At 68.2% G+C, this 20428-nt stretch carries 19 protein-coding genes and 1 tRNA gene; 7 read left to right on the top strand and 13 right to left on the bottom strand.

Annotated features, from left to right (window positions below):
- Positions 1-178: 178 nt before the first annotated feature.
- The gene (locus tag FHG66_RS13370; protein ID WP_139077553.1) at positions 179-1039 is read right to left on the bottom strand and encodes an N-formylglutamate amidohydrolase; all 861 of its coding nucleotides are present in this window, start codon (positions 1037-1039) and stop codon (positions 179-181) included.
- 142 nt (positions 1040-1181) lie between these two features.
- Between FHG66_RS13370 and FHG66_RS13365 the strand changes: the two genes are divergently transcribed.
- The 3 genes from FHG66_RS13365 (at position 1182) to FHG66_RS13355 (ending at position 2960) form a co-directional block, all read left to right on the top strand.
- A tRNA-Val gene (locus tag FHG66_RS13365) sits at positions 1182-1256 on the top strand.
- Positions 1257-1354: 98 nt separating this feature from the next.
- Positions 1355-1480 (top strand): type B 50S ribosomal protein L36, encoded by a 126-nt coding sequence (gene ykgO / locus FHG66_RS13360; protein ID WP_089843309.1) that lies wholly within the window; start codon positions 1355-1357, stop codon positions 1478-1480.
- Positions 1481-1661: 181 nt separating this feature from the next.
- On the top strand, positions 1662-2960 hold the full coding sequence (locus tag FHG66_RS13355; RefSeq protein ID WP_139077552.1) for a PPC domain-containing protein: 1299 nt from the start codon (positions 1662-1664) through the stop codon (positions 2958-2960).
- Between the two features lie 64 nt (positions 2961-3024).
- Here the strand turns inward: FHG66_RS13355 and FHG66_RS13350 are convergent, their stop codons facing one another.
- The 11 genes from FHG66_RS13350 to FHG66_RS13300 form a co-directional block, all read right to left on the bottom strand.
- The gene (locus FHG66_RS13350) at positions 3025-4689 is read right to left on the bottom strand and encodes a peptidoglycan-binding domain-containing protein (RefSeq protein ID WP_139077551.1); all 1665 of its coding nucleotides are present in this window, start codon (positions 4687-4689) and stop codon (positions 3025-3027) included.
- Positions 4690-4862: 173 nt separating this feature from the next.
- Complete coding sequence (locus FHG66_RS13345) at positions 4863-5825, bottom strand: DUF481 domain-containing protein (protein ID WP_139077550.1); 963 nt, start codon at positions 5823-5825, stop codon at positions 4863-4865.
- 131 nt (positions 5826-5956) lie between these two features.
- On the bottom strand, positions 5957-6289 hold the full coding sequence (locus FHG66_RS13340) for a DUF3775 domain-containing protein (RefSeq protein ID WP_139077549.1): 333 nt from the start codon (positions 6287-6289) through the stop codon (positions 5957-5959).
- A 66-nt stretch (positions 6290-6355) separates the two neighbouring features.
- A complete protein-coding gene (locus tag FHG66_RS13335; RefSeq protein ID WP_139077548.1) occupies positions 6356-6838 on the bottom strand; it encodes a hypothetical protein in 483 nt (160 codons plus the stop codon).
- Positions 6839-6893: 55 nt separating this feature from the next.
- Positions 6894-8705, bottom strand: a complete 1812-nt coding sequence (mutL, locus tag FHG66_RS13330; RefSeq protein WP_139077547.1) for a DNA mismatch repair endonuclease MutL — start codon at positions 8703-8705, stop codon at positions 6894-6896.
- A gap of 76 nt (positions 8706-8781) precedes the next feature.
- The gene (locus FHG66_RS13325; RefSeq protein ID WP_139077546.1) at positions 8782-10137 is read right to left on the bottom strand and encodes a M16 family metallopeptidase; all 1356 of its coding nucleotides are present in this window, start codon (positions 10135-10137) and stop codon (positions 8782-8784) included.
- On the bottom strand, positions 10134-11534 hold the full coding sequence (locus tag FHG66_RS13320; RefSeq protein WP_246082594.1) for a M16 family metallopeptidase: 1401 nt from the start codon (positions 11532-11534) through the stop codon (positions 10134-10136). The genes FHG66_RS13325 and FHG66_RS13320 overlap by 4 nt, the downstream gene beginning before the upstream one ends.
- A gap of 335 nt (positions 11535-11869) precedes the next feature.
- Complete coding sequence (lspA, locus tag FHG66_RS13315; RefSeq protein WP_139077545.1) at positions 11870-12409, bottom strand: signal peptidase II; 540 nt, start codon at positions 12407-12409, stop codon at positions 11870-11872.
- Between the two features lies 1 nt (position 12410).
- Positions 12411-13973 (bottom strand): bifunctional phosphoribosylaminoimidazolecarboxamide formyltransferase/IMP cyclohydrolase, encoded by a 1563-nt coding sequence (gene purH, locus FHG66_RS13310; protein WP_139077544.1) that lies wholly within the window; start codon positions 13971-13973, stop codon positions 12411-12413.
- Complete coding sequence (locus FHG66_RS13305; protein ID WP_342777490.1) at positions 13970-15721, bottom strand: heparinase II/III family protein; 1752 nt, start codon at positions 15719-15721, stop codon at positions 13970-13972. Before FHG66_RS13305 ends, purH begins: the two co-directional genes overlap by 4 nt.
- A 95-nt stretch (positions 15722-15816) precedes the next feature.
- Positions 15817-17124 carry an RsmB/NOP family class I SAM-dependent RNA methyltransferase gene (locus FHG66_RS13300; protein ID WP_139077543.1) on the bottom strand — a complete coding sequence of 436 codons (1308 nt, stop codon included), beginning with the start codon at positions 17122-17124 and terminating at the stop codon, positions 15817-15819.
- Positions 17125-17213: 89 nt separating this feature from the next.
- Here FHG66_RS13300 and FHG66_RS13295 point away from each other — a divergent pair, with 89 nt between their 5' ends.
- A complete protein-coding gene (locus FHG66_RS13295) occupies positions 17214-17387 on the top strand; it encodes a DUF1674 domain-containing protein (protein ID WP_139077542.1) in 174 nt (57 codons plus the stop codon).
- 22 nt (positions 17388-17409) lie between these two features.
- Here the strand turns inward: FHG66_RS13295 and dapB are convergent, their stop codons facing one another.
- Positions 17410-18222 (bottom strand): 4-hydroxy-tetrahydrodipicolinate reductase, encoded by an 813-nt coding sequence (gene dapB, locus FHG66_RS13290; RefSeq protein ID WP_139077541.1) that lies wholly within the window; start codon positions 18220-18222, stop codon positions 17410-17412.
- A gap of 94 nt (positions 18223-18316) precedes the next feature.
- Here dapB and rbfA point away from each other — a divergent pair, with 94 nt between their 5' ends.
- From rbfA to truB, 3 genes are read left to right on the top strand one after another with little or no spacing between them, the layout of a single operon-like run.
- A complete protein-coding gene (gene rbfA / locus FHG66_RS13285; protein ID WP_176556246.1) occupies positions 18317-18718 on the top strand; it encodes a 30S ribosome-binding factor RbfA in 402 nt (133 codons plus the stop codon).
- On the top strand, positions 18715-19446 hold the full coding sequence (locus FHG66_RS13280) for a phosphodiester glycosidase family protein (RefSeq protein WP_425471739.1): 732 nt from the start codon (positions 18715-18717) through the stop codon (positions 19444-19446). Before rbfA ends, FHG66_RS13280 begins: the two co-directional genes overlap by 4 nt.
- 60 nt (positions 19447-19506) lie before the next feature.
- Positions 19507-20415 (top strand): tRNA pseudouridine(55) synthase TruB, encoded by a 909-nt coding sequence (gene truB / locus FHG66_RS13275; protein ID WP_139077539.1) that lies wholly within the window; start codon positions 19507-19509, stop codon positions 20413-20415.
- The last annotated feature ends 13 nt before the right edge of the window (positions 20416-20428 follow it).

Genomic DNA, 20428 nt, shown 5'->3' with positions numbered 1-20428 from the left:
ACACCACAACCCGTGCCGTCGGTGGAGGCCTCTCTACGGAAACCACATGCCCAACGCAAGCGGGAAAATGAAAGAGGAGCCAAGAAAAGTGCCCCGACCTGTGTAGGGCCGTGTTGGCGCGGCAGGGCTCCAAGCACCGAGGAACTCGGAAGGTCCAAGGTGGATCCCCTTTCCCCTCTTATTCGGCTGCGACCCGAGTCTCCTCCGGGCGGCCTATCGCGGTCAGATCGGCCACGACGCGACCCAAGAGCTGCCGGAACTGTTCAAATCGGGGAGATGGCTCAACAAGTCGCTCGTCCATGTAGAGCGAACGGTCGATTTCCACTTGGATGGCATGCTGCCGGCGGGATGGCCGACCGTAATGCTGCACGATGTAAGCACCCGCGAAAGGCATGTTGCGCGACACGCGCAGTCCGGCTGCCGTGAAGGCTGCCTCGATCTGGTCGACGATCGCGGTCGAGGCCGCAGCGCCGAACCGGTCGCCCAACACGACATCCGGACGCAGGCCGCCTGGCGAACCGATGGATTCTATGGCCTCGTGAGGCATCGAATGACAATCGATCAGGATAGCTTCGCCAAAGTGTGCGTGGCTTTCAGCGAGAAGTTCCTGCAGCGCGTCATGGTATGGGCGCCAGTAGGTATCGATTCGGCCATGCGCCTCCGACAAGGCGATGCGGCCACGGTGGATGGCTCGTCCGCCCGCCACGACCCGAGGGATCACCCCGAGGCCCGAGGCCACACGCGGGTTGTGGACCGGCCGCCTCACGCCCTCGATCAGCGCCGGATCCAGTTCGTCGGCCGCCCGGTTCAGATCGACGAAGGCACGGGACGCGAAGGCTTTCAGCAGCGGCGCGCCCTGCCGGGGGGCCGAATCGAAAAGGAGATCCACATAGGCATCCTCGGACGAACGGATCGCCCGGGCGTCCAATTCGGCCCGGTCAAGGAACGCCTTGGGATATTCGCGGCCCGAGTGGGGCGACGCGAAGACCACCGACGTCGTCCGCCGTTCTGGATGCGTGATCTCAAAGGCCTGGGTCATGCGTGTTGGGGATCCGTCTCGGTCGAGCCGGAGGCCTACATAGCGCGGAAACGACACTTGCCAAAAGCCCTTGACCACCCTTCCCGCAGCCTTTATCCACCGCCCACCCGATGCAGGGCCTTTCAAGGACCGGCAAGCGGACGGGCGGTTAGCTCAGCGGTAGAGCACTACGTTGACATCGTAGGGGTCACTGGTTCGATCCCAGTACCGCCCACCATCTCGCAGGGTCAGCCCTGCCCAAGGAACAAGGGCAGGCAGCGTGCCTGCCCCATGCAAACCAAGGCGCGACGTGCGCCGCGAACAGGAGAGACGACGATGAAGGTCGCCAACTCGCTCCGCTCGCTCAAGCAGCGCCACCGCGATTGCCGCGTCGTGCGCCGTAAGGGTCGAGTGTACGTGATCAACAAGACGCAGCCCCGCTTTAAGGCCCGCCAGGGCTAAGCCGCGCTGCCTCTTAGGCACAAACGGGCCGCCGCTGGGAAACCGCGGCGGCTTTTTTCGTCCTGCAGGTCGGGACGGCAAGTGCGGATTTTCCGACTGCATGCGATGCAGTTGGCGCTGGCAGCACCTTGGGTGCAGGCTTTAGGTTGCCCCCCAGCGACGCCATGGGAGAGCATGTCCGATGAGAACCAACACCAAGCTCAGGCTGGGCAGCGCCGCCGTCCTCGCGGTGGCGGCCGCAGGCCCTGCCCTTGCTCAGGACCCGAGCTTCTGCGGCGGTGCCAGCAGCAACGGCCAGTGGATTGGAGGCGCCGAGTCGGCCTCGGATGTGACGGGCGCTCCGGCTTACATGGAGCAGATGGCCCTGGTGCTCCAGAACAACGAGTATGTGTCCCTGTTCTCGGTTTCGGCCCCGACCGAGGTGCGCATGGAGGCGCAGGGACGTGGCTCGGGCGACCCGGCCATCGATCTGCGTGACGAAGCGGGCACCGTCCTGCTTTCGGACGATGATTCGGGCGGTGATGGTGCCTCGCGCGCCGAGACCACACTTCAGCCAGGCCGCTACTGCCTGTCCTTGCGGTCTTACGACGGCTCTCCGATGACCGGATTTGTTCGCGTGGGTCGCACCGAACACGAGGCGCTCACGCCCGGCCAAGACACCGCCACCCAACCGGAAGAGCCCGCGCCGGCCGGAATGGATGCCGTGGAGTCCACGGATCCAATGGTGTCCGGAGGATCCTGCGATCTGTCCACGGTTGCCAACTTCCTGGGGGACGGCCAGCCGCTTGACGTTCTGCTTTCGTCTGGCCCCGTGACCGTAGCCGTTCCCGCGGCCGAGGTGCCATTCTGGGGCTTCGAGCTTTCGGCACCAACCTCCTTGTCGATCACCGCCGAGAACACGCAGGCGGACCCGTCCATCGCGCTCTATGACGCGCAGGGCGCTTATCTGGCCGAAAACGACGACTGGGATGGCCTGAACTCCCGGATCGATCAGGCCGTGCCGCTCCAGCCGGGATCCTACTGCATTGCGGTAAACGCGCTCAGCGATCCGTCGCAGCCCATCACGGTCAGCGTGTCGGCGTATGATGCCCAAGCCGCCCAAGTCGGGATGTACGAGCGGGGGGAGGCTTCGCCGCCTTTGGACGGGTCCTACCCGGTCACGGCGCTTGGAACCCTTGCCACGCGACTGCGGCAAGACGTGCAGACCACCGATGCGACCACCTGGTTCTCCTTCGATGTGCCGGAGGGTGGCCTCGTGTTGATCGAGGCCGTGACTAATGGCCAGGGTGACCCGTCGCTGGTGCTGTTCGATGACTTCGGCCGGCAGGTCGCCTTTAACGACGACAACGGCGAGTCCTACGATTCCCTCGTGACCGCGCGGGTCATGCCGGGAACCTATCTCGTGGGCGTGCGCCAGCTGGGCGAGGGCACCCAGGCGCTGACGCGCATGCTGTTCGAGCGCTACGTCCCGGCGCGGTGACACCGACAGCAGGTTCAGGCGGTTCCCGACCCATGGAACCGCCTGCCAGCTGCAGCCTTGCCCCTCACTCCTGAAGCGACTGGCCCAACGTATCCGCCAGCAAGCGGACGAGGGTCGGCTCGTTCAGGAAACCCGACACCGGCAACCCTCGGTCACGCTGGTAGTTGCGCAGGGCCCGTCGCGTGTTCCGGTCGAAGCGCCCATCGACCTCTCCGGGGTTGAGACCTAGGGCGTCGAGCCTTTGTTCAATGACCCGCGCCGTTAGGGCGTTCAGGCCCAGCGCCTGCTCGGCCGCACGGGCCTCTTCGGTTTCTTGGGCGCCTTCGTTCTCCTCCACCAAGGCGTTTCTCCGGGTGCGCGCCTCCTCGACGAACTGGCCCTGAGGGAAACTCTCCAGATAGCGCTGGTAGCCGGCTAGGGTGTCGGCCTCACGCGCCCGGTCCCAGGCGACGCGATCCTGCGCCTGCGCCTCTTGGCGCTTCTCACCCTCGATGCGGGCCAGCTGCTCCGACGCCTGCTGGGCGAACAGGCCGTCGGGGTAGCGTTCCAGGTAGGCCCGAAGCCCGGCCTCGTCGGCCCGCGCACCCGACTCTTCCCAGAATGCTCGGTCGGCCCGCTCGGCTTCCTGACGCTGGCGCTCGGCTTCGGCCTCGAGTTGCTGGGCCCGTCTGCCTGCCTGCGCGGCGATGCGCTCGATCTGCTCGCGGTCCAGGTAGGAGGTCTGGCTGAAGCCGTTCTGCTGCTGCCAGTCGGTGACAGCCCGGCGGGTGCCCGATCCGAAGATGCCGTCGATGCCCCGCGTGTCGAAGTCGAGCAAGGACAGGTTTCGCTGGATCTCGCGCCGCTGGTCGCGTGACAGGCCCAAGGCCTCCTCGGCCAGCCGCTGCTCGCGGTTGGGCTCGGCCAAGATGGCGTCGATCCCTTCCTGGGCCTGCGCGGCATAACGACCGCGCGGAAAGGCGGACAGGTAGTTGCGATAGGCGTCGATCGTGTTCAGGGCGACGGCTCCTTGCCAGAGCGCAGTCTCCTCGGCCCGGGCGGCCTGGGTCTCGGTCAGGGCAGGGTCGCCTGGGCGCGGCGTGAAGACGAAGCCACGTGGCAGGTAACCTTCGGCGTCGACGTTACCGTTCTCTGCCACGAGGCGCGACAGGTCCCCCCGCGGCACCGACAGCTCGTCCGCGAGAAAGTTCGCCGCGTTGCGGGGTCCCGCCGTGAGAACCGTGACACCCTGCGGGATGTCCAGATCCCCCACGCCTTCGCGCAGCCAGGGATCGAACACCTCCTGCTCGGCTGACGTGCCCACGCCCAAAAGGAGCACCGCCCGCGAGGGCGCACGCGCCAGAACCTGCATCAGGCTTTCCAGCGACAGCGCCCGCTCATCAAGGCCGAACAGCGTCGGCGCGGCCGCGTCGCGCGTCAGGTACCATGTGCGGCGGCCATCCGTGACGAAGCGGCCGGACAGAGCGATCAGGATGCGGTCGGCTTCGGGAACCGCGGCCATGAAGTCGTTTAGCGTGCGTGTCACACCCGCTGCACCGCCATTCCGAAGCGCCATGACGCGGAAACCCAGCGTGGCGAGGCCATCCACCGCATCCGTCACCTCCGCCCCCCGTGGAAAGTCCGGCAGCGTCGCGTAATCGGCGGTGCCCAGGACCAGGGCCAGATCGTCGGCCAGGGCGACGCCCGGCAACAGGGCTGCCAAGGCGGACGCGATGAGCAGGTGACGCATGAGCTGGTCCTTTCATCCGGTCCCGCACGGGACGGGCTTCTCTGGGCCAGTCTAGCGCAGCCCCGAAAGCGAGCCAGGGGTCAAAGGAGGCGCTATGCAATAACGCGGGGCCGCCAAGGGATGGCGGCCCCGCGAAGCATCGGATGGCCAGGGCCATCCATGCCGATCAGCGATCAGAAGCTGTAGACGACCGCAACGCCGAGCGTGTTGTCCACATTGTCCCGCTCAACCTCAACCGGACCGTCGAACTGGGTACCCGGCTCGCTCTGGTACTCGGTCAGGACCGAGGTGCGGAGCGACAGCGACTCGTTCAGCGCGACGCTGAGGGCGAGATCGTTGAGAACGCTGGTGTTCTCATCCGAGGTGATGACGTCGGTATCGTTGCTCAGCGTGATCGTCGGGCTGAACTGATAAGCGAAGTTGGACGTGACGCTGGCGGCGACTTCCTCGATCCGCTCGGAGTCGTTGCTCTCGTCGCCCGGGGTAGTCGGATCATCTTCCTGGAACGGCTCGTACCAACGGTAGCCAGGACCGGCCTGCACCGACCATTGGAACCGATCTGTGTTCGAGATGCGGTAACCCACACCCACACCGACAAAGATGTCGCTGCGGTAGAGGGCTTCGTCCTCGTCCTCGTCGCCGACGTCGTCGTTGTCGGGATCGTCCGAGTTGTTGTCGTAGATCGCGACGCCTTTGGCGAAACCGTAGAACGAACGACCCAGCTCACGGGTGTAGTCCGTGCTGAAGAACAGGTTCTCCTCAACATCGTCGCCGCTGTTGCCATCGTCGCTGTAGGTGTAGGCAAAGTTGAAGTCGCTGCCGTTCTGCCCGTCGAAGTATTCGAAGCTGGCGCCTATGCCGATGTCGCTCGACTCGCTGTTGCCCGTGGTGCCTGTCGCGCGCAGCGCCACGGAACCTTGGAAGCCCAGTTCGCGGCCTTCGTTGCCGAACGGATCGAGGTCGCGATCGAAGTCGTCTTCGACGTCTTCGTTGATGTCCTCGACCACGTCTTCGACGTTCTCATCGATGTCGAAGTTGACGGCCGAACCCGAAAGGTTCTGAGCCTGCGCGGCCGATCCCAAGGCCACGATCAGGGCCGCCGCACCGACGGAGGCCCAAAGTGTTTTGTCGATCATTGATCGCTCCCCTTATCGTCGCCACCGCATTTGTCGCGGCGGCTCACGGTCAGAACCCGCCCGCGGGGTTATTGTTGCCTTGGTTCGGACGATAGCCCGATTATGTTGCACTCTTGCAACATAAACCTGTCTCAACTCTCGGTCGCGCTGTCCTCAGCATCGACGGGATTGATGCCCATGGCATCAAGACCCGCCTCCAGATGCTCGGCCAGATGATCCACGCCCTTGAGGTATTCAGCAACGCTGAGCGTAGCCTCCTCGGAGGCGGTGCGCCGGGCCTCGTCCCATTCCTCGGGTTCAAAGTCACCTCGGCCGATCCAGCACAACGCCACGAGGTCGAGCCGCTGATCATCGTTCATGCCTTCGATCAGGCCGTCGAACTGCTCGTTGGCGCCCGTGTACTGCTCGACCATCTCGCGGGCGAGAAGGATGACCTCGCCGACCTGATCCGCTCCGATGTCCATGACCAATCCCCATTCTGCGTCGGCAACGCAAACGGGTGGCTCACCGGGCCGGTTCCGCCCGTTCCGTCAGTCGTGGCGGTAAGGCGTGTCCAGGCTGGGGGCGTCACCGTCCCCGGTGCCCGCGCCTCGCGTCTCCCACGACAGGGGCACGAGTTGACCGTTCCGTTCCAGGTAGCCGTCGCCGCCATGGCTGAGCCAGAAGGTGCGACCATACAGCCCCTGAACCACGAACCAGTCCGGCGTCCGCACGAGACGCCCGGCCGGCCCGGCCGGCCCGCCGCCGCAGATGGCTGCCCCGCCCTGGCAGGGCACGAGGCGGTAGCTGGCCATCTCGTCCCCCTGGGGCGCGATCACCGCAAGGGCACCGTTGGCAAAGGGCGCCTCGGTCAGCGACCGCTCGAACATACGCTGGTAGCTGCTGTCCAGGGCCGCGAATTCGAGCTCCTGCGGCTCGACGGGTCGGACCGGCGGAAAGGGGGACTGGGCCTGCTGGGTGCATGCCCCCAGAAGGAGGACGCCCAGAATTGCCGTTGCCGTATGCCAGGACATGCCGCCGCTCCTCTGCTGTCGCAGGGAGGCTAGCCCGCAGGAATGCCCCTGTCCATCAGCGCCGTCCGAACAGCCGTTCGATGTCCTTGATCTGCAACGCCACAAAGGTGGGACGTCCATGGTTGCACTGCCCGGCATTGGGCGTCCGCTCCATTTCGCGCAGAAGCGCATTCATCTCCTCGGGCCGGAGCCTGCGGCCCGAGCGCACGGACCCGTGGCAGGCGACCCGCGCCAGCACCGCATCGAGCCTTCGCCCAAGCCCCCCTGCACCCTCCTCGGCCAAGGCGTCGGCCACGTCGCGCAGCAGCGCCGCTCCGTCGGCCCCGGCCAGCGCCGCCGGCACCTCGCGCAGCACAGCCGCTCCACGCCCGAACGGCTCGACCACCAGCCCGAGCCGCGCGAGGTCGGAAACGGCGTCGCCCAGGCGTTGCGCGTCCTCCTCGGGGAGTTCTACCACCACCGGGATCAGGAGCGCCTGAGACGGTACTGGCCCGCGCGCCGCATCCTCCTTCAGCCGCTCATAGACCAGCCGCTCATGGGCTGCGTGCTGGTCCACGAGGACGAGGCCGTCGCGAGTTTCCGCGATGATCCAGTTGCCATGAAGCTGGGCCCGGGCCGCCCCAAGAGGGTGCGCCTCGTCCTCCGGCGTGGGGACGACCCATGGCGCGGCAGGCGGCATGGGCTCGGCAAAAGCCGGGGCCTGGGCACGGAACGCGGCCTCGAGCGCCCGAGGCGACGGCATGACGTGCCCTTGTGCGGACATAGGCCCTGCACCGGGCGTCGGCTCGAACCGTGCTGCCTCGATCAGTTCCTCGGCCAGGCTGGGTGCCGCCCGCAACCCGGCCAGGGCCCGCCGCAGGGCACCGACGACCAGGCCCCGCACGGTGTCAGGATCTCGGAAGCGCACCTCGGCCTTGGCCGGATGAACGTTCACGTCCACGAGCCGGGGATCGCATTCCAGATACAGCGCGGCCATCGGGTAGCGCCCGGCCGCGAGGACATCCATGTAGCCCGCCCTCAGAGCCCCAAGAAGCAGCTTATCCCGTACCGGCCGCCCGTTGACGAAGACGTTCTGAGCCGTGGCGGCGCCTCGCGCCTCGGCCGGCAGGCCCGCCCAGCCAAGCAGGCTGTGGCCATCGCGCTCGGCCTCCAAAGGGACCGCCCCGTCCGAGAAGCCCCGGCCCATCACGGCTCGCAGCCGGCGGCGCAGCGCCTCGCGCGGGTCGCCCAGGTCGGGGGTTTCGGCATCCAGCCGGATCACCAGACGCTCGCCGTCCGTCAAGTCGCGCAGGGTGAAGGCCACGAACGGCTCGGCCATGGCGAGCCTGCGGATCACCTCTGCCACAGCTTGCGCCTCGGCCTGCTCGCCCCTCAGGAACTTGAGCCGCGCCGGCGTGGCGAAGAACAGATCCCGCACCTCGATCACGGTGCCTCGGGATAGTGCTGCGGGCCGGACCGCACCGACGCGCCCACCCTCGGCCGCGATGCAGGCGGCTTCGGCCCCGGCGACCCGGCTGGTCAAGGCAATCCGGGCCACGGCGGCGAGCGAGGCCAGCGCCTCGCCACGAAAGCCGAAGCTGTGGATGTCGAGGAGATCCGCGCCATCGGTCTTGGAGGTCGCATGCCGCGCGAGCGCCAGCCCCAGTTCCTCGGCACGGATGCCGCAGCCGTCGTCCTCCACGCGGATGAGCGCCCGCCCGCCCTCCCGGATGGCCACGTCAATCCGGGTCGCGCCCGCGTCCAGCGCGTTCTCGACCAGTTCCTTCACGGCCGAGGCTGGCCGCTCCACCACTTCGCCCGCCGCGATGCGGTTGACGGCGTGGGGATCGAGCGGCCGGATGGTCGGGGGAAGGAGGGGACGCGTCATGCCGGACAGACTACGCGCGCCCCCTGGGCCAAGCCAAGGGGCGCGCGCGGACGATGGCTTCGGACGCCTTTGCCTGTCACGGCGTCGCCGCGTCCTTGGCCGGAATCGTCCCGACTGCCGGCTCGGCTTCCGCTTCCAAGCCCTCCGGCTGGCCCACCACCACGAAGTGGAGATTGGCCGGATCCATCAGCTCGCCCGCGACGCGCTTGATGTCCTCCATCGTGACCGCCTCGATGTAGGAGTTGCGATTGACGACATAGTCGGGCGGCAGGCCAATCATCTGCATGCCGACCAGGATGCCCGCGATCTGGGCGTTGCCATCGAACCGGAGCGGGTATTCCCCGGTGATGAAGGTCTTGGCCGCCGTCAGTTCCTGCTCGCTCACGCCGTTCTGCGCCACGTCCGCCCAGATCTGCCGCACCAAGTCGATGGCCTGTCCGATCGTCGCGTTGGACGAGGCCACTGAGCCCAGCCAAAGGTCGGCATAGTCCTTGTCCACCAGGGAGGTCCCGATGCCATAGGTCAGGCCGCGCTTTTCCCGCACCTCGTTCATCAGGCGCGACTCGAAGCCGCCGCCGCCCAGGACGTGGTTCAGAACATAGGCCGCGAAGTAGTCGGGGTCGTCGCGATCGAGCCCGGGCTGGCCGAACACGGCGACGGCCTGGGGCGTGGGATAATCCACCACGGTGGTTCCGCCTCGGACGGTCATGGTCTGCTCGGCCGGGAGGGCGGGGCCATCGTCCGGCAGGTCGCCCAGCAAGGAGTCGAGCAGGGTGCCCAGTTCCTCGGGCGTGATGTCGCCCACCGCGCCTACATAGACGCGGCCCTTGACCAGGGTGTCGCGATGCGCCTGCAGCAGATCCTCGCGCGTGAGCCCGGCCACCGACTCGGCGGTGCCGTTGAGGTCCGCGCCATAGGGGTGGCCCGGGAAGGCCTCGGTCATCAGGGTGTTGCTGGCGATGGTGCTCGGGTCCTGCGCGTTCGAGGCGATGATGGACTCCACCTGTCCACGGACTCTTTCGATCGCGTCCTCATCGAAGCGCGGCTCGATCAGCGCCTGCCGCAGCAGTCCGACGGCCTCGTCGCGGTTCTCGGTCAGCATCGTGGCCGAAACGGCCAGAGCGTCGTCATAGACGTCGAAGCCGAACGAGGCCGCAAGCCCCTCCCGCGCCTCCTGGAACTGACGGGCGTCCATGTCACCCGACCCTTCCTCGAGAAGCGCCGTCATCAGGTTGACCGAGCCGCGCTTGCCGTCGCGGTCGAGGTTGGCGCCGCCCCGGACGCGGATTTCCAGCGAGGTGAACGGAATGGAATGCTCCTCCACCAGCCAAGCCTTGATGCCGCCGGGCGAGGTCACCTGCTGGATGTCGATGGCGGCCTGGGCGGCCACGGCCCAGAGCGACAGGGCGGAGGCGAGGATGACGCGGATCATTGGGACGCCTCTTCGGCAGGAATTTCAGGGGTACCGGCTTCAGCGGGAGCGACAGCCGCCGCCGGGACCGGCTCCGGCTCTGGGGGAGCGGTCATATACAGCGTGACCGAGGACTTGGGATCGAGAACGTCGCGCGCGGCCGCCATGATATCGTCGGCCGTCACTTCCTGGAGGATGCCGGGCCAAGCTTTGATGTCCTCGACCGTGAGACCCGTGGCGAGCCCCGCGCCGTACCGGTTGGCGAGCCCTTCCACGTTGTCCAGCGCATAGACCTCCGAGGCCTTGAGTTGGGTCCGGACTCGTTCGAGTTGCGCAGGATCGACGCCTTCGTCGAGGAATTCCCGCAAGGCCTGGTCCATGGCAGCTTCGGCCTCCTCCAGGGACACGCCGGGGCGGGGGGCCACGGTGACGCTGAAGCTGCCGTCATCGAGCGCCGTCCCGTCGTAGCCTGCGCCGGAGAACAGCGCGACGGGGGTCTCGAAGGTCAGCTTCTCTGCGAACACAGAAGTGAAGGAGGATCCGCCCAGGATCTCGGCCAGATATACAAGCGCCGCGGCGTCCTTTTGGTCGCCGGCGTTGCGGGCCGGAGCGATGTAGCTGCGGGCCACATAGGGCTGCGACACGCGGGGATCCTCGTAATGGACGGTCCGCGCAGCCATCTGCGGAGGCTCCTGCTGCCGCTCGCGCGGGGGGAGGCCCGGCTCGGCCGGAATCGCGCCATAGTGCTTCTGGGCCAGGGCCACGACCGCTTCGGGTTCCACGTCGCCTGCGACCACCAGGATCGCGTTGTTGGGCGAATACCAGAGGTCGTAGGTTCCAAGCACGTCCTGAAGGTCGAGCTGTTCCATCTCGTGCCGCCATCCGATGACCGGCTGGCCGTAGCGGTGGTTGAGGAACTGGGCCGCGCGCATCTGCTCGCGCGCGATGGCGGACGGGTCCGAGTCGACGCGCTGGTTGCGCTCCTCAAGAATGACCTGCCGCTCGGTCTCGATGTCCTGCTCCGTCAGGCGGAGATCGTTCATCCGGTCCGCTTCCATGGTCATCATGAGTTCGAGCCGGTCCGCCGCCACGCGCTGGTGATAGGCGGTGTAGTCATAGCTCGTGAAGGCGTTGTCGGTACCCCCGTTCTCGGCCACGACACGGCTGAACTCACCGGATTCGAGATCGTCGGTGGCCTTGAACAGCAGGTGTTCCAAGAAGTGGGCCACGCCGGACACGCCAGGGGGCTCGTCGGCGGAGCCGGTTTTGTACCAGACCATCTGGACGGCAACGGGGGCCCGATGATCCTCGATCACCACCACCTCCATGCCGTTGTCGAGGGTGGCGGTCGTCACCTCCTGCGCGAGCGTGGGGGACGCGGCAAGAAGGCCCAGCATCAGGGCGGGCAGGCGGATCACGGTGAACTCCTCCGGACAGCGAACGGTTGCCCGCACAGTCCACGGAAGGGGGGTGGCCCGCAAGCCGGGGCTACGCTGACGTGAAGCGCCGCGAGGATGGCGGACTCAGCCTTGGGGACGAGTCGCCGGTGGGGGCAGGTCCAGGGTCGAAGGGATCACGAGCGGCTGCCCCGGGACGAGCACCACAGGGTTGGGCGTCGTCCGCCGCAAGTCGGCGCGCCAGTCGCCCCGCGGTCCTCCGCAGGCGGTGAGGAGCATAAAGGCGGCCAAAGCCGCGTATCTGATGCAAGTCGACCCGGTCATGGCGCCCGTCATAGCGCAGCGCGATCAGGGCGTCACCCCGTCTTTGCAGGCCTGGCGGGCTTGACTGGCTTGACGGGCTGCGCCTTGCCCTTGCCGCGGCCCGCAAACAGCACGAGTCCCACAGCGCCAGCGAAGACCGCGATGTCGGCCACGTTGAAGGCATAGGGATTCTCGATGCCGCAGCAACTCATGTTCAGGAAGTCGGCCACAGCGCCATAGAGCGCCCGGTCGATGACGTTCCCCAGCGCGCCCCCCACCAGGAGCCCTGCCGAGACATGGACGAGGCGGCTCCCTCCTTCGCGCGTCACCCAGACGACCACAAAGCCAGAGATGGCCAGCGCCAAGGCGATCAGCACCCAGCGCATGTCGACATCGGCAAAGAGCCCGAAGTTCACGCCCCGGTTCCAGGCCATGCGGAAGTTCACGAGCGGCGGCAGCACGTCGATCTCGAGTCGCGTGCGGAGGTCCAGCCAATGGACCACGAGCCATTTGGTGGCCTGATCCAGAAGGAACACCCAAAAGGCCGTCCAGACCATGAGCCGTGTCGGCGGGGGTTGGCGAAGTCGGGGCATGTCAGTGCCGGAAGTGGCGCATGTCGGTGAATACCATGGCAAGCCCCGCTTCGTCAGCCGCCGCGATGACCTCCGCGTCGCGCATCGACCCGCCGGGCTGAATCGCGGCCTTCACCCCTGCCTGCGCTGCGACGAGCAGCCCGTCCGCAAAGGGGAAGAAGGCATCCGAGGCCAATACCGGGGCCGAAGGGGGCGCGGCCATCTCGCTCATCTTGCGGGTGGCGATCCGGACCGAGTCCACCCGGCTCATCTGCCCCGCGCCGACCCCTACGGTCGCCCCGTCCTGCGCCAGGACGATGGCATTGGACTTCACGTGCTTGGCCACGCGCCAGGCAAAGAGCAGGTCGCGCATCTCGTCTTCGGTGGGTGCGCGCCGGGTCACGACCCGCAAGCGGGACAAGTCCAACACGCCCGCGTCGCGATCCTGCACCAGGAACCCGCCCGCGACCTGCTTCCACAGCAGACCCGATGCCGCCGCCTCGGGCAGCCCGCCGGCCAGCAGCAGCCTCAGGTTCCCCTTGCGCGCCAGCACGGCCTGCGCGCCTTCATCGGCCTCGGGGGCGATGACCACTTCGGTGAAAACCTTGGCGATGGCCTCGGCCGCCTCGGCGTCGAGAGGGCGATTCAGCGCCACGATGCCTCCAAAGGCGCTGGTCGGATCGCAGGCCAGCGCCTTGGCATAGGCCTCGGTCAGGCTCGCTCCTGTGCCCACGCCGCAAGGGTTCGCGTGCTTGACGATGACGCAGGCCGCGCCTTCGTCGGCCGGGAACTCGGCCGCCAGTTCATAAGCCGCGTCCGTGTCGGCGATATTGTTGTAGCTCAGTTCCTTGCCTTGCAACTGCCGGGCGGTCGCCACGCCGGGCCGCGCCTCGCCACCTTTGTAGAAAGCGGCCTTCTGGTGCGGGTTCTCGCCGTAGCGCAGCGTCTGCACGAGCCGCCCGGTCACTGCGCGGAACGGCGGCGCGGCCTCGTCCCTCACCATCCAGGCAGCGATGGCGGCATCGTACTCCGCCGTCCGTGCAAAGGCCTTGCGCGCGAGCTGGCGCCGGACCGCGCCGGTCGTGCCACCATGCTGCGCGACCTCGTCCAAGAGCCCTATGTAATCAGCCGGATCGGTCAGCACCGCCACGTCGGCGTGATTCTTGGCCGCTGCACGGATCATTGCGGGCCCGCCTACGTCGATCTGCTCGACCGTTTCCTCGAAGGACGCGCCGCGCTCCACTGTCGCTTCGAACGGGTAAAGGTTCACCACCACCAAGTCGACGGGGAGGATGCCGTGCTCCTCCATCTGGGCCAGATGCTCCGGGTCGCTCCGCTTGCCCAGAATGCCGCCGTGGATGCGCGGGTGCAGCGTCTTCACGCGCCCTCCCAGCATCTCCGGGCTGCCGGTAACCTGAGCCACCTCGGTGACCTCAAGGCCAGCGTCGCGGAGCATCCCGGCCGAGTTGCCGGTGGACACCAGCGCCACGCCCCTTGCAGCAAGCCCTTGTGCCAGTTGGAGGAGCCCCGCCTTGTCGGACACCGACAGGAGCGCGCGGCGGATGGGTCGCAGATCGTCGGTCATTCCTCGTCCTCCTCGTCCCAGTCCATCCGGGGCTTCAGGTCGCGCAGGCCCTCGGGTGTGCCGTAGGCCTTGGCCAGTGTCCAGCGCAGGCGCGTCGCGGGCCGCAGGGCCCGGCCCTCCAGCACGATCTGCGTCGTGGGCCGCGGCCTCAGCCGTCCTTCCTCCAGATACACGGAAGGCTCCAGGATCAACGCCGCGTCACTCTCGTGGGAGAAGACCCAGTCCTCGCCGCTCGGAAGGGTCATGCCGACCGATCCATCCGCCAGCAGCTCCGCCTCGACATCCGGGTGAAGGTGGAATCGCACTGCGAAGGCCAGTCCCAGATGGTTGGAAGCGTTCAGCGCGGCGTCGAAGGCGATCGCATCGGCCGCGGTCAGGGTGGTGAGCAGATCCTCCCCCTGAAGCTTGCGCCCCTCGGGCGATAGATGAAGGAGCCGCGCATGCGTCAGCCCATGGCTCGGGCGCCAGCCGTCATGCGCAAGTTCCACCCGAAGCCCATCCGTCTGCGGCCCCGCCTCGGCCAGAACCCGGGCCGGCACCTCCACGAATCGCGCCCCATCCTCGCCGGGCAAAGGAAGGCCGAGTCGTGAACTGGACACCATGTCGAGAGCCAGGGTCGAATGGCCCGCCGTGGCGCGCGCCGCCCGGCGCCAGCGCGGGCCGAAGCTGCGCCCCGGACCGATCGCTACCACCAGGGGCCGCCGCCCTGAGGTGAGCTCGAAGGCCAAGGTCGAGGCATGAGCCAGGGTCGAGACGGCTCCCCTGGGAGGTGGCGCGGCATCAGCGATCACCGTCGTGCGTCCAGCGGCAAGGCGAAGAAAGCCCATATGCAGGGGGACCCCGGCCCGCAGCACCGCCATCGACGGGCGCCCTGCGGCCGCGAGCACTTGGTCCAACTGCCCCTCGGCCCCCCGGCAGCCTCCGTGGAACCTGGCCAGTCCGCCATCGGCGTGGCGCAGGGCGCGCAAAGTTGGCGCGGCGCGGGCGATGGTCGCTCCGATCACCGGGTCTGGCAGCAGATCGGCCCGCGTCAGGGCTTGGTTCGTAGCTACCAGAAGGGCCACGATCTCCAGAAGTTCTTGCGGATTGCGGGTGGCGATGGCCCCTTGCGAGTCGATCACGCGACCCGTTTCCTGGGCCAGCGCCTCCGTAGCTTTGGTGGCCAGGGCTCGCCGGTCCGGCAGGGCCAGTCCAGCAAAGACCAGGGCGACCAGCGCGGCGACGCGGGGCCGGCCCGGCGGAGCCTGATGCCATCGACGTTCGAGGAAGCGCGCGTGGACCGCCGTGGCCCAGCCCAGGCTCTCCTCCCCGATTCCCGGCGGATGCAGGAGGAACTGCGCATGACCCATCCAGTGGATCAGCCGGTCCGCGGCAAGCTCGGGCGTCCAGCCCGGACCCGTCCCGCGTCCATGACGCGCGATCCACTCCGCGACCCAGACCTGAGCATGGCGGCGCGCCTGCACGCTTCCCACTGCCGAGAGGTCGTCAAGCCATGCCATTCCATGAAGGCGCACCGCCTCTGGCTCTCCAAAAGCCAGATCCCAAGGCGAAAGGTCCGTGCGCTCCAGGAGTTCCTCTCCGAGGCGCAGCCGCCCGCGAAGAAGCTGACGCCCTCGGGCAGGATCGCCGGCGATGCGCGGCTCGGGCCAGGCAATGGGGCCACCAGGACGGGCGCGGGATGCCAGACGGGCCTGGATGCGGTGGCCCAGCGCGGCCCTCCGTGCGCCCCATCCCATCGCTCGGCTCACGCCTGTCTCCCATGAATGACGTCGGACACTAGGCCGGGCGAAAGCCGATTGTCACCCGCCCCATGGCGCGAAATCTGTTGGGCGTCGCGCCCTTGTCACGCGTCTGGCTTGCGGAGCCGCGTGACGAAGAAGCCGTCCAGCCCGCCCAGATCGGCCCAATGATCCGGGCGCATCCGAAGCCCTAGTTCCGTGTGCAAGGCCGGATCGAGCCCGGGCAGGTCCGGCCTTTCGATCACCAACCCGGGATGCCGCTCAAGCGCGGTCTCGGCCTGCACCTCCCCTTCGTCAGGCAGGAGCGAGCAGGTCGCAAAGACGAGCCGTCCCCCCGGTCGAAGGAGCGGGACCGCATGGTCGATCATGCGCGCCTGAAGCTCGATGAGGCCCGAGATCTCGGCCCCGTCCCGCGCGACGGGGAGGTCTGGATGCCGCCGGATGGTGCCCGTGGCCGAGCAGGGCGCATCGAGCAGGATCGCGTCCCAGCCCCCTTCGGCGAAGTCCAGCACGTCCCCTTGCAGGACCCGCGCCCGAAGGCCGGTCCGCGCAAGGTTGTCGCGCAGCCGGTCGAGCCGAGGGGCGGACAGGTCGAGCGACGTGACCTCTGCCCCCATCGCCGCCATCTGGAGGGTCTTGCCCCCGGGCGCTGCGCACAGGTCCAGCACTCGTTCGCCCGGCCGGGGCGCGAGCACTTGGGCGGGAATGGCTGCCGCCGCATCCTGCACCCAGAAGGCCCCTTCCTGGTAGCCGGGCAGCGCCGTCACCTGGACGCCCGCATTGACCCGCACGCTGCCCGTGGGCAGGAGCCGCCCGCCCAAGGCCTGCGCCAAGGCAGCCGGATCTTCCTTCGCGGACAGGTCCAGGGGCGCGCCGGCCAGATGGGCGGCTTCCATGCCCCGGACCGCCGCCCCGCCCCAGGCCTCGATGAGCGGGCTGCGCAGCCAGTCGGGCAGATGCGGGGGCTCCTGCCGTGCCCATCCCTCTGGCCCCTCTGTCGCAAGGCTCCGCAGGACCGCGTTTGCCAGACTGCGGAACCCCTCGGTCCGCTTGCCTTCGGACACCAGGGCCACCACCGCGTTCACGACACCGTGCCCGGCCTCACCCTGCCCGATCTCCAGGGCTCCCAGCCGCAGCACGTTTCGGATCGTCGGGGGAGGGCCTTTGCGGAGCCGTGGCGCCAGCCAGCCATCGACCCGCGACAGGTTTCGCAGCGTCTCGGTCGCGAGCCGCTGGGCGCGGGCCCGTCCCTCCGGGGGAAGGTTCGCTACCATCGCCGCCGCCCGGGCGTCCGACAGGAGCATGCCTTCGGTCGTCACCGCATTCAGAAGCCGCCAGGCGGCCCGGCGGGGCCCAAGGCCCGCCCGGTCTTCGCCTTCGTCCTTCGACGGGCCCGTCCGCTCTCGTGCCATGGCTGTCCTTGCCCCGTCGCGACCGGCCGCCCTATATGTCCCAGGCCCGTCCCCCGCAAGGCACGGGCGTTCCGCCCGAGGTGTCTGAGATGTCCCAAGACCGCCCGCTCCCACCCGAAGCCCAGCGCGCGCTGGCCGAAGCCGAGGCACGCCGCAAGGCCGCCCGCCCCCTTCCCTTGCCGCCCGAGAAGGGCGGTCGAGAGGGTCTCGAGGCCGTGCGCTACGGCGACTACGAACTCAAGGGACGCGCGATCGACTTCTGAGCGATCGGCATGGGCCAGCCATTCAGAGGCCCAGCACATCCATCATCGTGTATTCGCCGGGGGCTTTGTCCTGTCCCCAGAGCGCGGCCCGCAGTGCTCCCCGGGCAAAGATGGCTCGGTCGGTCGCCACGTGGCGCAGGACCACTCGCTCGCCCTCACCGGCGAACAGGACGTCGTGCTCTCCAACGATATCGCCGCCCCGAAGGCTGGCAAAGCCGATATGCCCCTTGGTCCGGGCGCCTGTGATCCCGTCCCGGCCCCGGTCCGACACCGCATCCAGCGACACGCCGCGTCCCGCCGCCGCTGCCTCGCCCAGCATCAGGGCCGTTCCCGACGGCGCATCCACCTTCATACGGTGATGCGACTCCACGATCTCGACGTCCCAGTCGTCTCCCAGCGCCTCGGCGACCTTGCGGGTCAGGGCCGTGAGAAGGTTCAGGCCCAGGCTCATGTTGCCCGCCCGGATGATGGGCGCATGACGCGCAGCGGCGGCGATCCTGGCCAGATGCTCGGGCTCCAGCCCCGTCGTGCCGATCACGTGAACCGCCCGGGCCTGAGCCGCGAGGCCCGCGAACTCCACGGTGGCTGCGGGGGTGGTGAAGTCGATCACCCCCTGCGCTTGGGCGAAGACCTCCAGCGGGTCGTCCGTCACGACGACGCCCAAGGCGGGCCCTCCCATGGCCTCACCCACGTCCTGCCCGATCCAGGAATGGCCGGCCCGACCGACCGCCCCCACGAGCCGCGCCCGGTCCGGTGCCCCGGCGATCAGCCGCACTAGCGTCTGCCCCATGCGCCCCGAGACACCCGTCACCACCAGCCCCGGCACATCCTGCATCGCGATCCCTCCCTTGGCGCCCCTCCTCTAGCTTCCGGCCCCGACCAAGGCCAGCGCGCTTGGCATTCGGCCCGCAGACCCCTACATGGCGCCCATGAGCCGCAGCCCTTCCCTTCCCGCCGGTCCCTCCCAGCGCATGCTGCGCGTGGGTGAACTCATCCGTCGCACCCTGAGCGAGATCCTGGCCCAAGGCGGCCTCCACGATCCCGAGCTCGACGGCGTGTCCATCACAGTGGGCGAGGTCCGGGTGACGCCCGACTTGAAGCGGGCGACGGCGTATGTCCTCCCGCTGGGCGGCAACAACCGCGAGTCCATCCTTGCCGCGCTGCGCCGCAACAAGCCCGAGATCCGGCACCAGATCGGCCGCGAGATGACTCTCAAGCACGTCCCCGACCTGAAGTTCGAGATCGACGAAACCTTCGACCGCATCGAGGCTACGCGTCGGATGTTCTCGGATGAACGGGTGCGGCGTGACCTGGAGGACGCGCCCGAGTGATCCGCGCCGCCTGCGTCGCGTGGGTGGCCCTGGCCGCGCCGGCCACTTCGCTGACCTGTCAGGACGTCGAGTTCGAGGGCGTGCCCTACACGACCTGCGAGGTGGCCCCGCGCGAGGAGCGGCTGTCGCTGTTCCTGAACGACGAATCCGGCCGGCCCTTCGGCACGTTCCAGGCCGTGGAGGCTGCGCAGGGTCCGCTCGCCTTCGCCATGAATGCCGGCATGTATCATCCGGACCGCCGTCCGGTAGGCCTTTTCCGCCAGGACGGGCAGGACCTTGCGCCCCTGGTCACCCAGGCCGGTCCCGGCAATTTCGGCCTCCTGCCCAACGGCCTGCTGTGCCTTTCGGACGAGGGTGCCTTTGTGGTCGAAACCCTTGCCTATGCTGACGGGGCGCGGACCTGCGACGCGGCCACCCAGTCCGGCCCCATGCTGGTCATCGATGGGGAGCTGCATTCCCGCTTCCTGCCCGACTCCGACTCGCGGTACGTCCGCAATGGGGTCGGCGCCTCCGAGGATGGCAGCCGCACGGTGTTCGCCATCTCCGGTGGGCCCGTGACCTTCCACCAGTTCGCGCGGTTCTTCCGCGACGGGCTGGGGCTGCCGGACGCGCTCTATTTCGACGGCAACATCTCGCGCCTTCATGCCCCGACGATTGGCCGCGATGACTGGGGCTTTCCCATGGGACCGATCGTGGGTCTCCTGGCCGAGGACGCCAATCCGGGCTGAGGCTTGACCCCCGCCCCCGTCCCGTCTAGGGCGCGGGCCTTTCCAGCCAAGGAGGGCCACATGGGACGCACGCGCAAGGGCCGGGCCATCTCGGGCTTCGTGATCGTGGACAAGCCTGCGGGCATCACCTCGACGTCGGTGGTGAACAAGATCCGCTGGACCATGCAGGCGCAGAAGGCGGGCCATGCGGGCACGCTCGACCCCGCCGCGACCGGCCTCCTTGCCGTCGCGCTGGGCGAGGCGACCAAGGTCCTGCCCTATGTCACCGATGCGCTAAAGGCCTATGAGTTCACGGTGCGCTGGGGCCAGGAGACCACGACTGACGACGCCGAGGGCGCTGCCACGAGGAGCAGCGACCTGCGTCCGAGCGACGCCCAGATCGAAGCCGCGCTTCCCGCATTCCGTGGCGACATCATGCAGGTTCCGCCCGCCTTCTCGGCGGTCAAGGTCGAGGGCGAGCGCGCCTATGACCTCGCCCGCGACGGCGAAGTGCTGGACTTGGCCGCGCGCCCGCTCTTTGTTCAGAAGTTGGAGCTGACGGGCCGCGCCGATCCCGACCACGCCGTGTTCGAGATGGTGTGCGGGAAGGGCGGCTATGTTCGTTCCATCGCCCGCGACTTGGGGCGCTCGCTCGGCTGCCTCGGCCATGTCACCCAGTTGCGCCGGATCTGGTCTGGTCCCTTCTCGCTCCACGGCGCCGTCGCCTGGCCCGAGATCGAGGCTGTGGGCCAAGGCGAAGCGCTTGACGCCCGCCTTCTGCCTTTGGAGACGGCCCTTGTCGGCCTGCCCGAATGCCGCTGTCCCGAGGCAAGCGTGGCGCTCCTGCGCAATGGCGGGGCCGCAATGGTCTTCCCGGCGGATGGCCTGCAATGGGGCGATGAGGCTTGGGCCAGCCGTGAAGGCCGCGCCATCGCGGTCGGCGTGTACGAAAGCGGCACCCTGCGCCCGACCCGGGTTTTCGCGGCCTGAAAGGCGGGACGGC

Source organism: Rubellimicrobium rubrum (assembly GCF_006152115.1).
Lineage (GTDB): Bacteria > Pseudomonadota > Alphaproteobacteria > Rhodobacterales > Rhodobacteraceae > Rubellimicrobium > Rubellimicrobium rubrum.
Note: the sequence above shows the minus strand (reverse complement) of the source record. Positions and strands in the feature narration are given on the sequence as shown.

Bases quoted from the DNA above. Each gene is read 5' to 3' on its own strand.
- FHG66_RS13370 (WP_139077553.1), bottom strand. From the start codon at position 1,039: ATGACCCAGGCCTTTGAGATCACGCATCCAGAACGGCGGACGACGTCG.
- ykgO (WP_089843309.1), top strand. From the start codon at position 1,355: ATGAAGGTCGCCAACTCGCTCCGCTCGCTCAAGCAGCGCCACCGCGAT.
- FHG66_RS13355 (WP_139077552.1), top strand. From the start codon at position 1,662: ATGAGAACCAACACCAAGCTCAGGCTGGGCAGCGCCGCCGTCCTCGCG.
- FHG66_RS13350 (WP_139077551.1), bottom strand. From the start codon at position 4,689: ATGCGTCACCTGCTCATCGCGTCCGCCTTGGCAGCCCTGTTGCCGGGC.
- FHG66_RS13345 (WP_139077550.1), bottom strand. From the start codon at position 5,825: ATGATCGACAAAACACTTTGGGCCTCCGTCGGTGCGGCGGCCCTGATC.
- FHG66_RS13340 (WP_139077549.1), bottom strand. From the start codon at position 6,289: ATGGACATCGGAGCGGATCAGGTCGGCGAGGTCATCCTTCTCGCCCGC.
- FHG66_RS13335 (WP_139077548.1), bottom strand. From the start codon at position 6,838: ATGTCCTGGCATACGGCAACGGCAATTCTGGGCGTCCTCCTTCTGGGG.
- mutL (WP_139077547.1), bottom strand. From the start codon at position 8,705: ATGACGCGTCCCCTCCTTCCCCCGACCATCCGGCCGCTCGATCCCCAC.
- FHG66_RS13325 (WP_139077546.1), bottom strand. From the start codon at position 10,137: ATGATCCGCGTCATCCTCGCCTCCGCCCTGTCGCTCTGGGCCGTGGCC.
- lspA (WP_139077545.1), bottom strand. From the start codon at position 12,409: ATGCCCCGACTTCGCCAACCCCCGCCGACACGGCTCATGGTCTGGACG.
- purH (WP_139077544.1), bottom strand. From the start codon at position 13,973: ATGACCGACGATCTGCGACCCATCCGCCGCGCGCTCCTGTCGGTGTCC.
- FHG66_RS13300 (WP_139077543.1), bottom strand. From the start codon at position 17,124: ATGGCACGAGAGCGGACGGGCCCGTCGAAGGACGAAGGCGAAGACCGG.
- FHG66_RS13295 (WP_139077542.1), top strand. From the start codon at position 17,214: ATGTCCCAAGACCGCCCGCTCCCACCCGAAGCCCAGCGCGCGCTGGCC.
- dapB (WP_139077541.1), bottom strand. From the start codon at position 18,222: ATGCAGGATGTGCCGGGGCTGGTGGTGACGGGTGTCTCGGGGCGCATG.
- rbfA (WP_176556246.1), top strand. From the start codon at position 18,317: ATGAGCCGCAGCCCTTCCCTTCCCGCCGGTCCCTCCCAGCGCATGCTG.
- truB (WP_139077539.1), top strand. From the start codon at position 19,507: ATGGGACGCACGCGCAAGGGCCGGGCCATCTCGGGCTTCGTGATCGTG.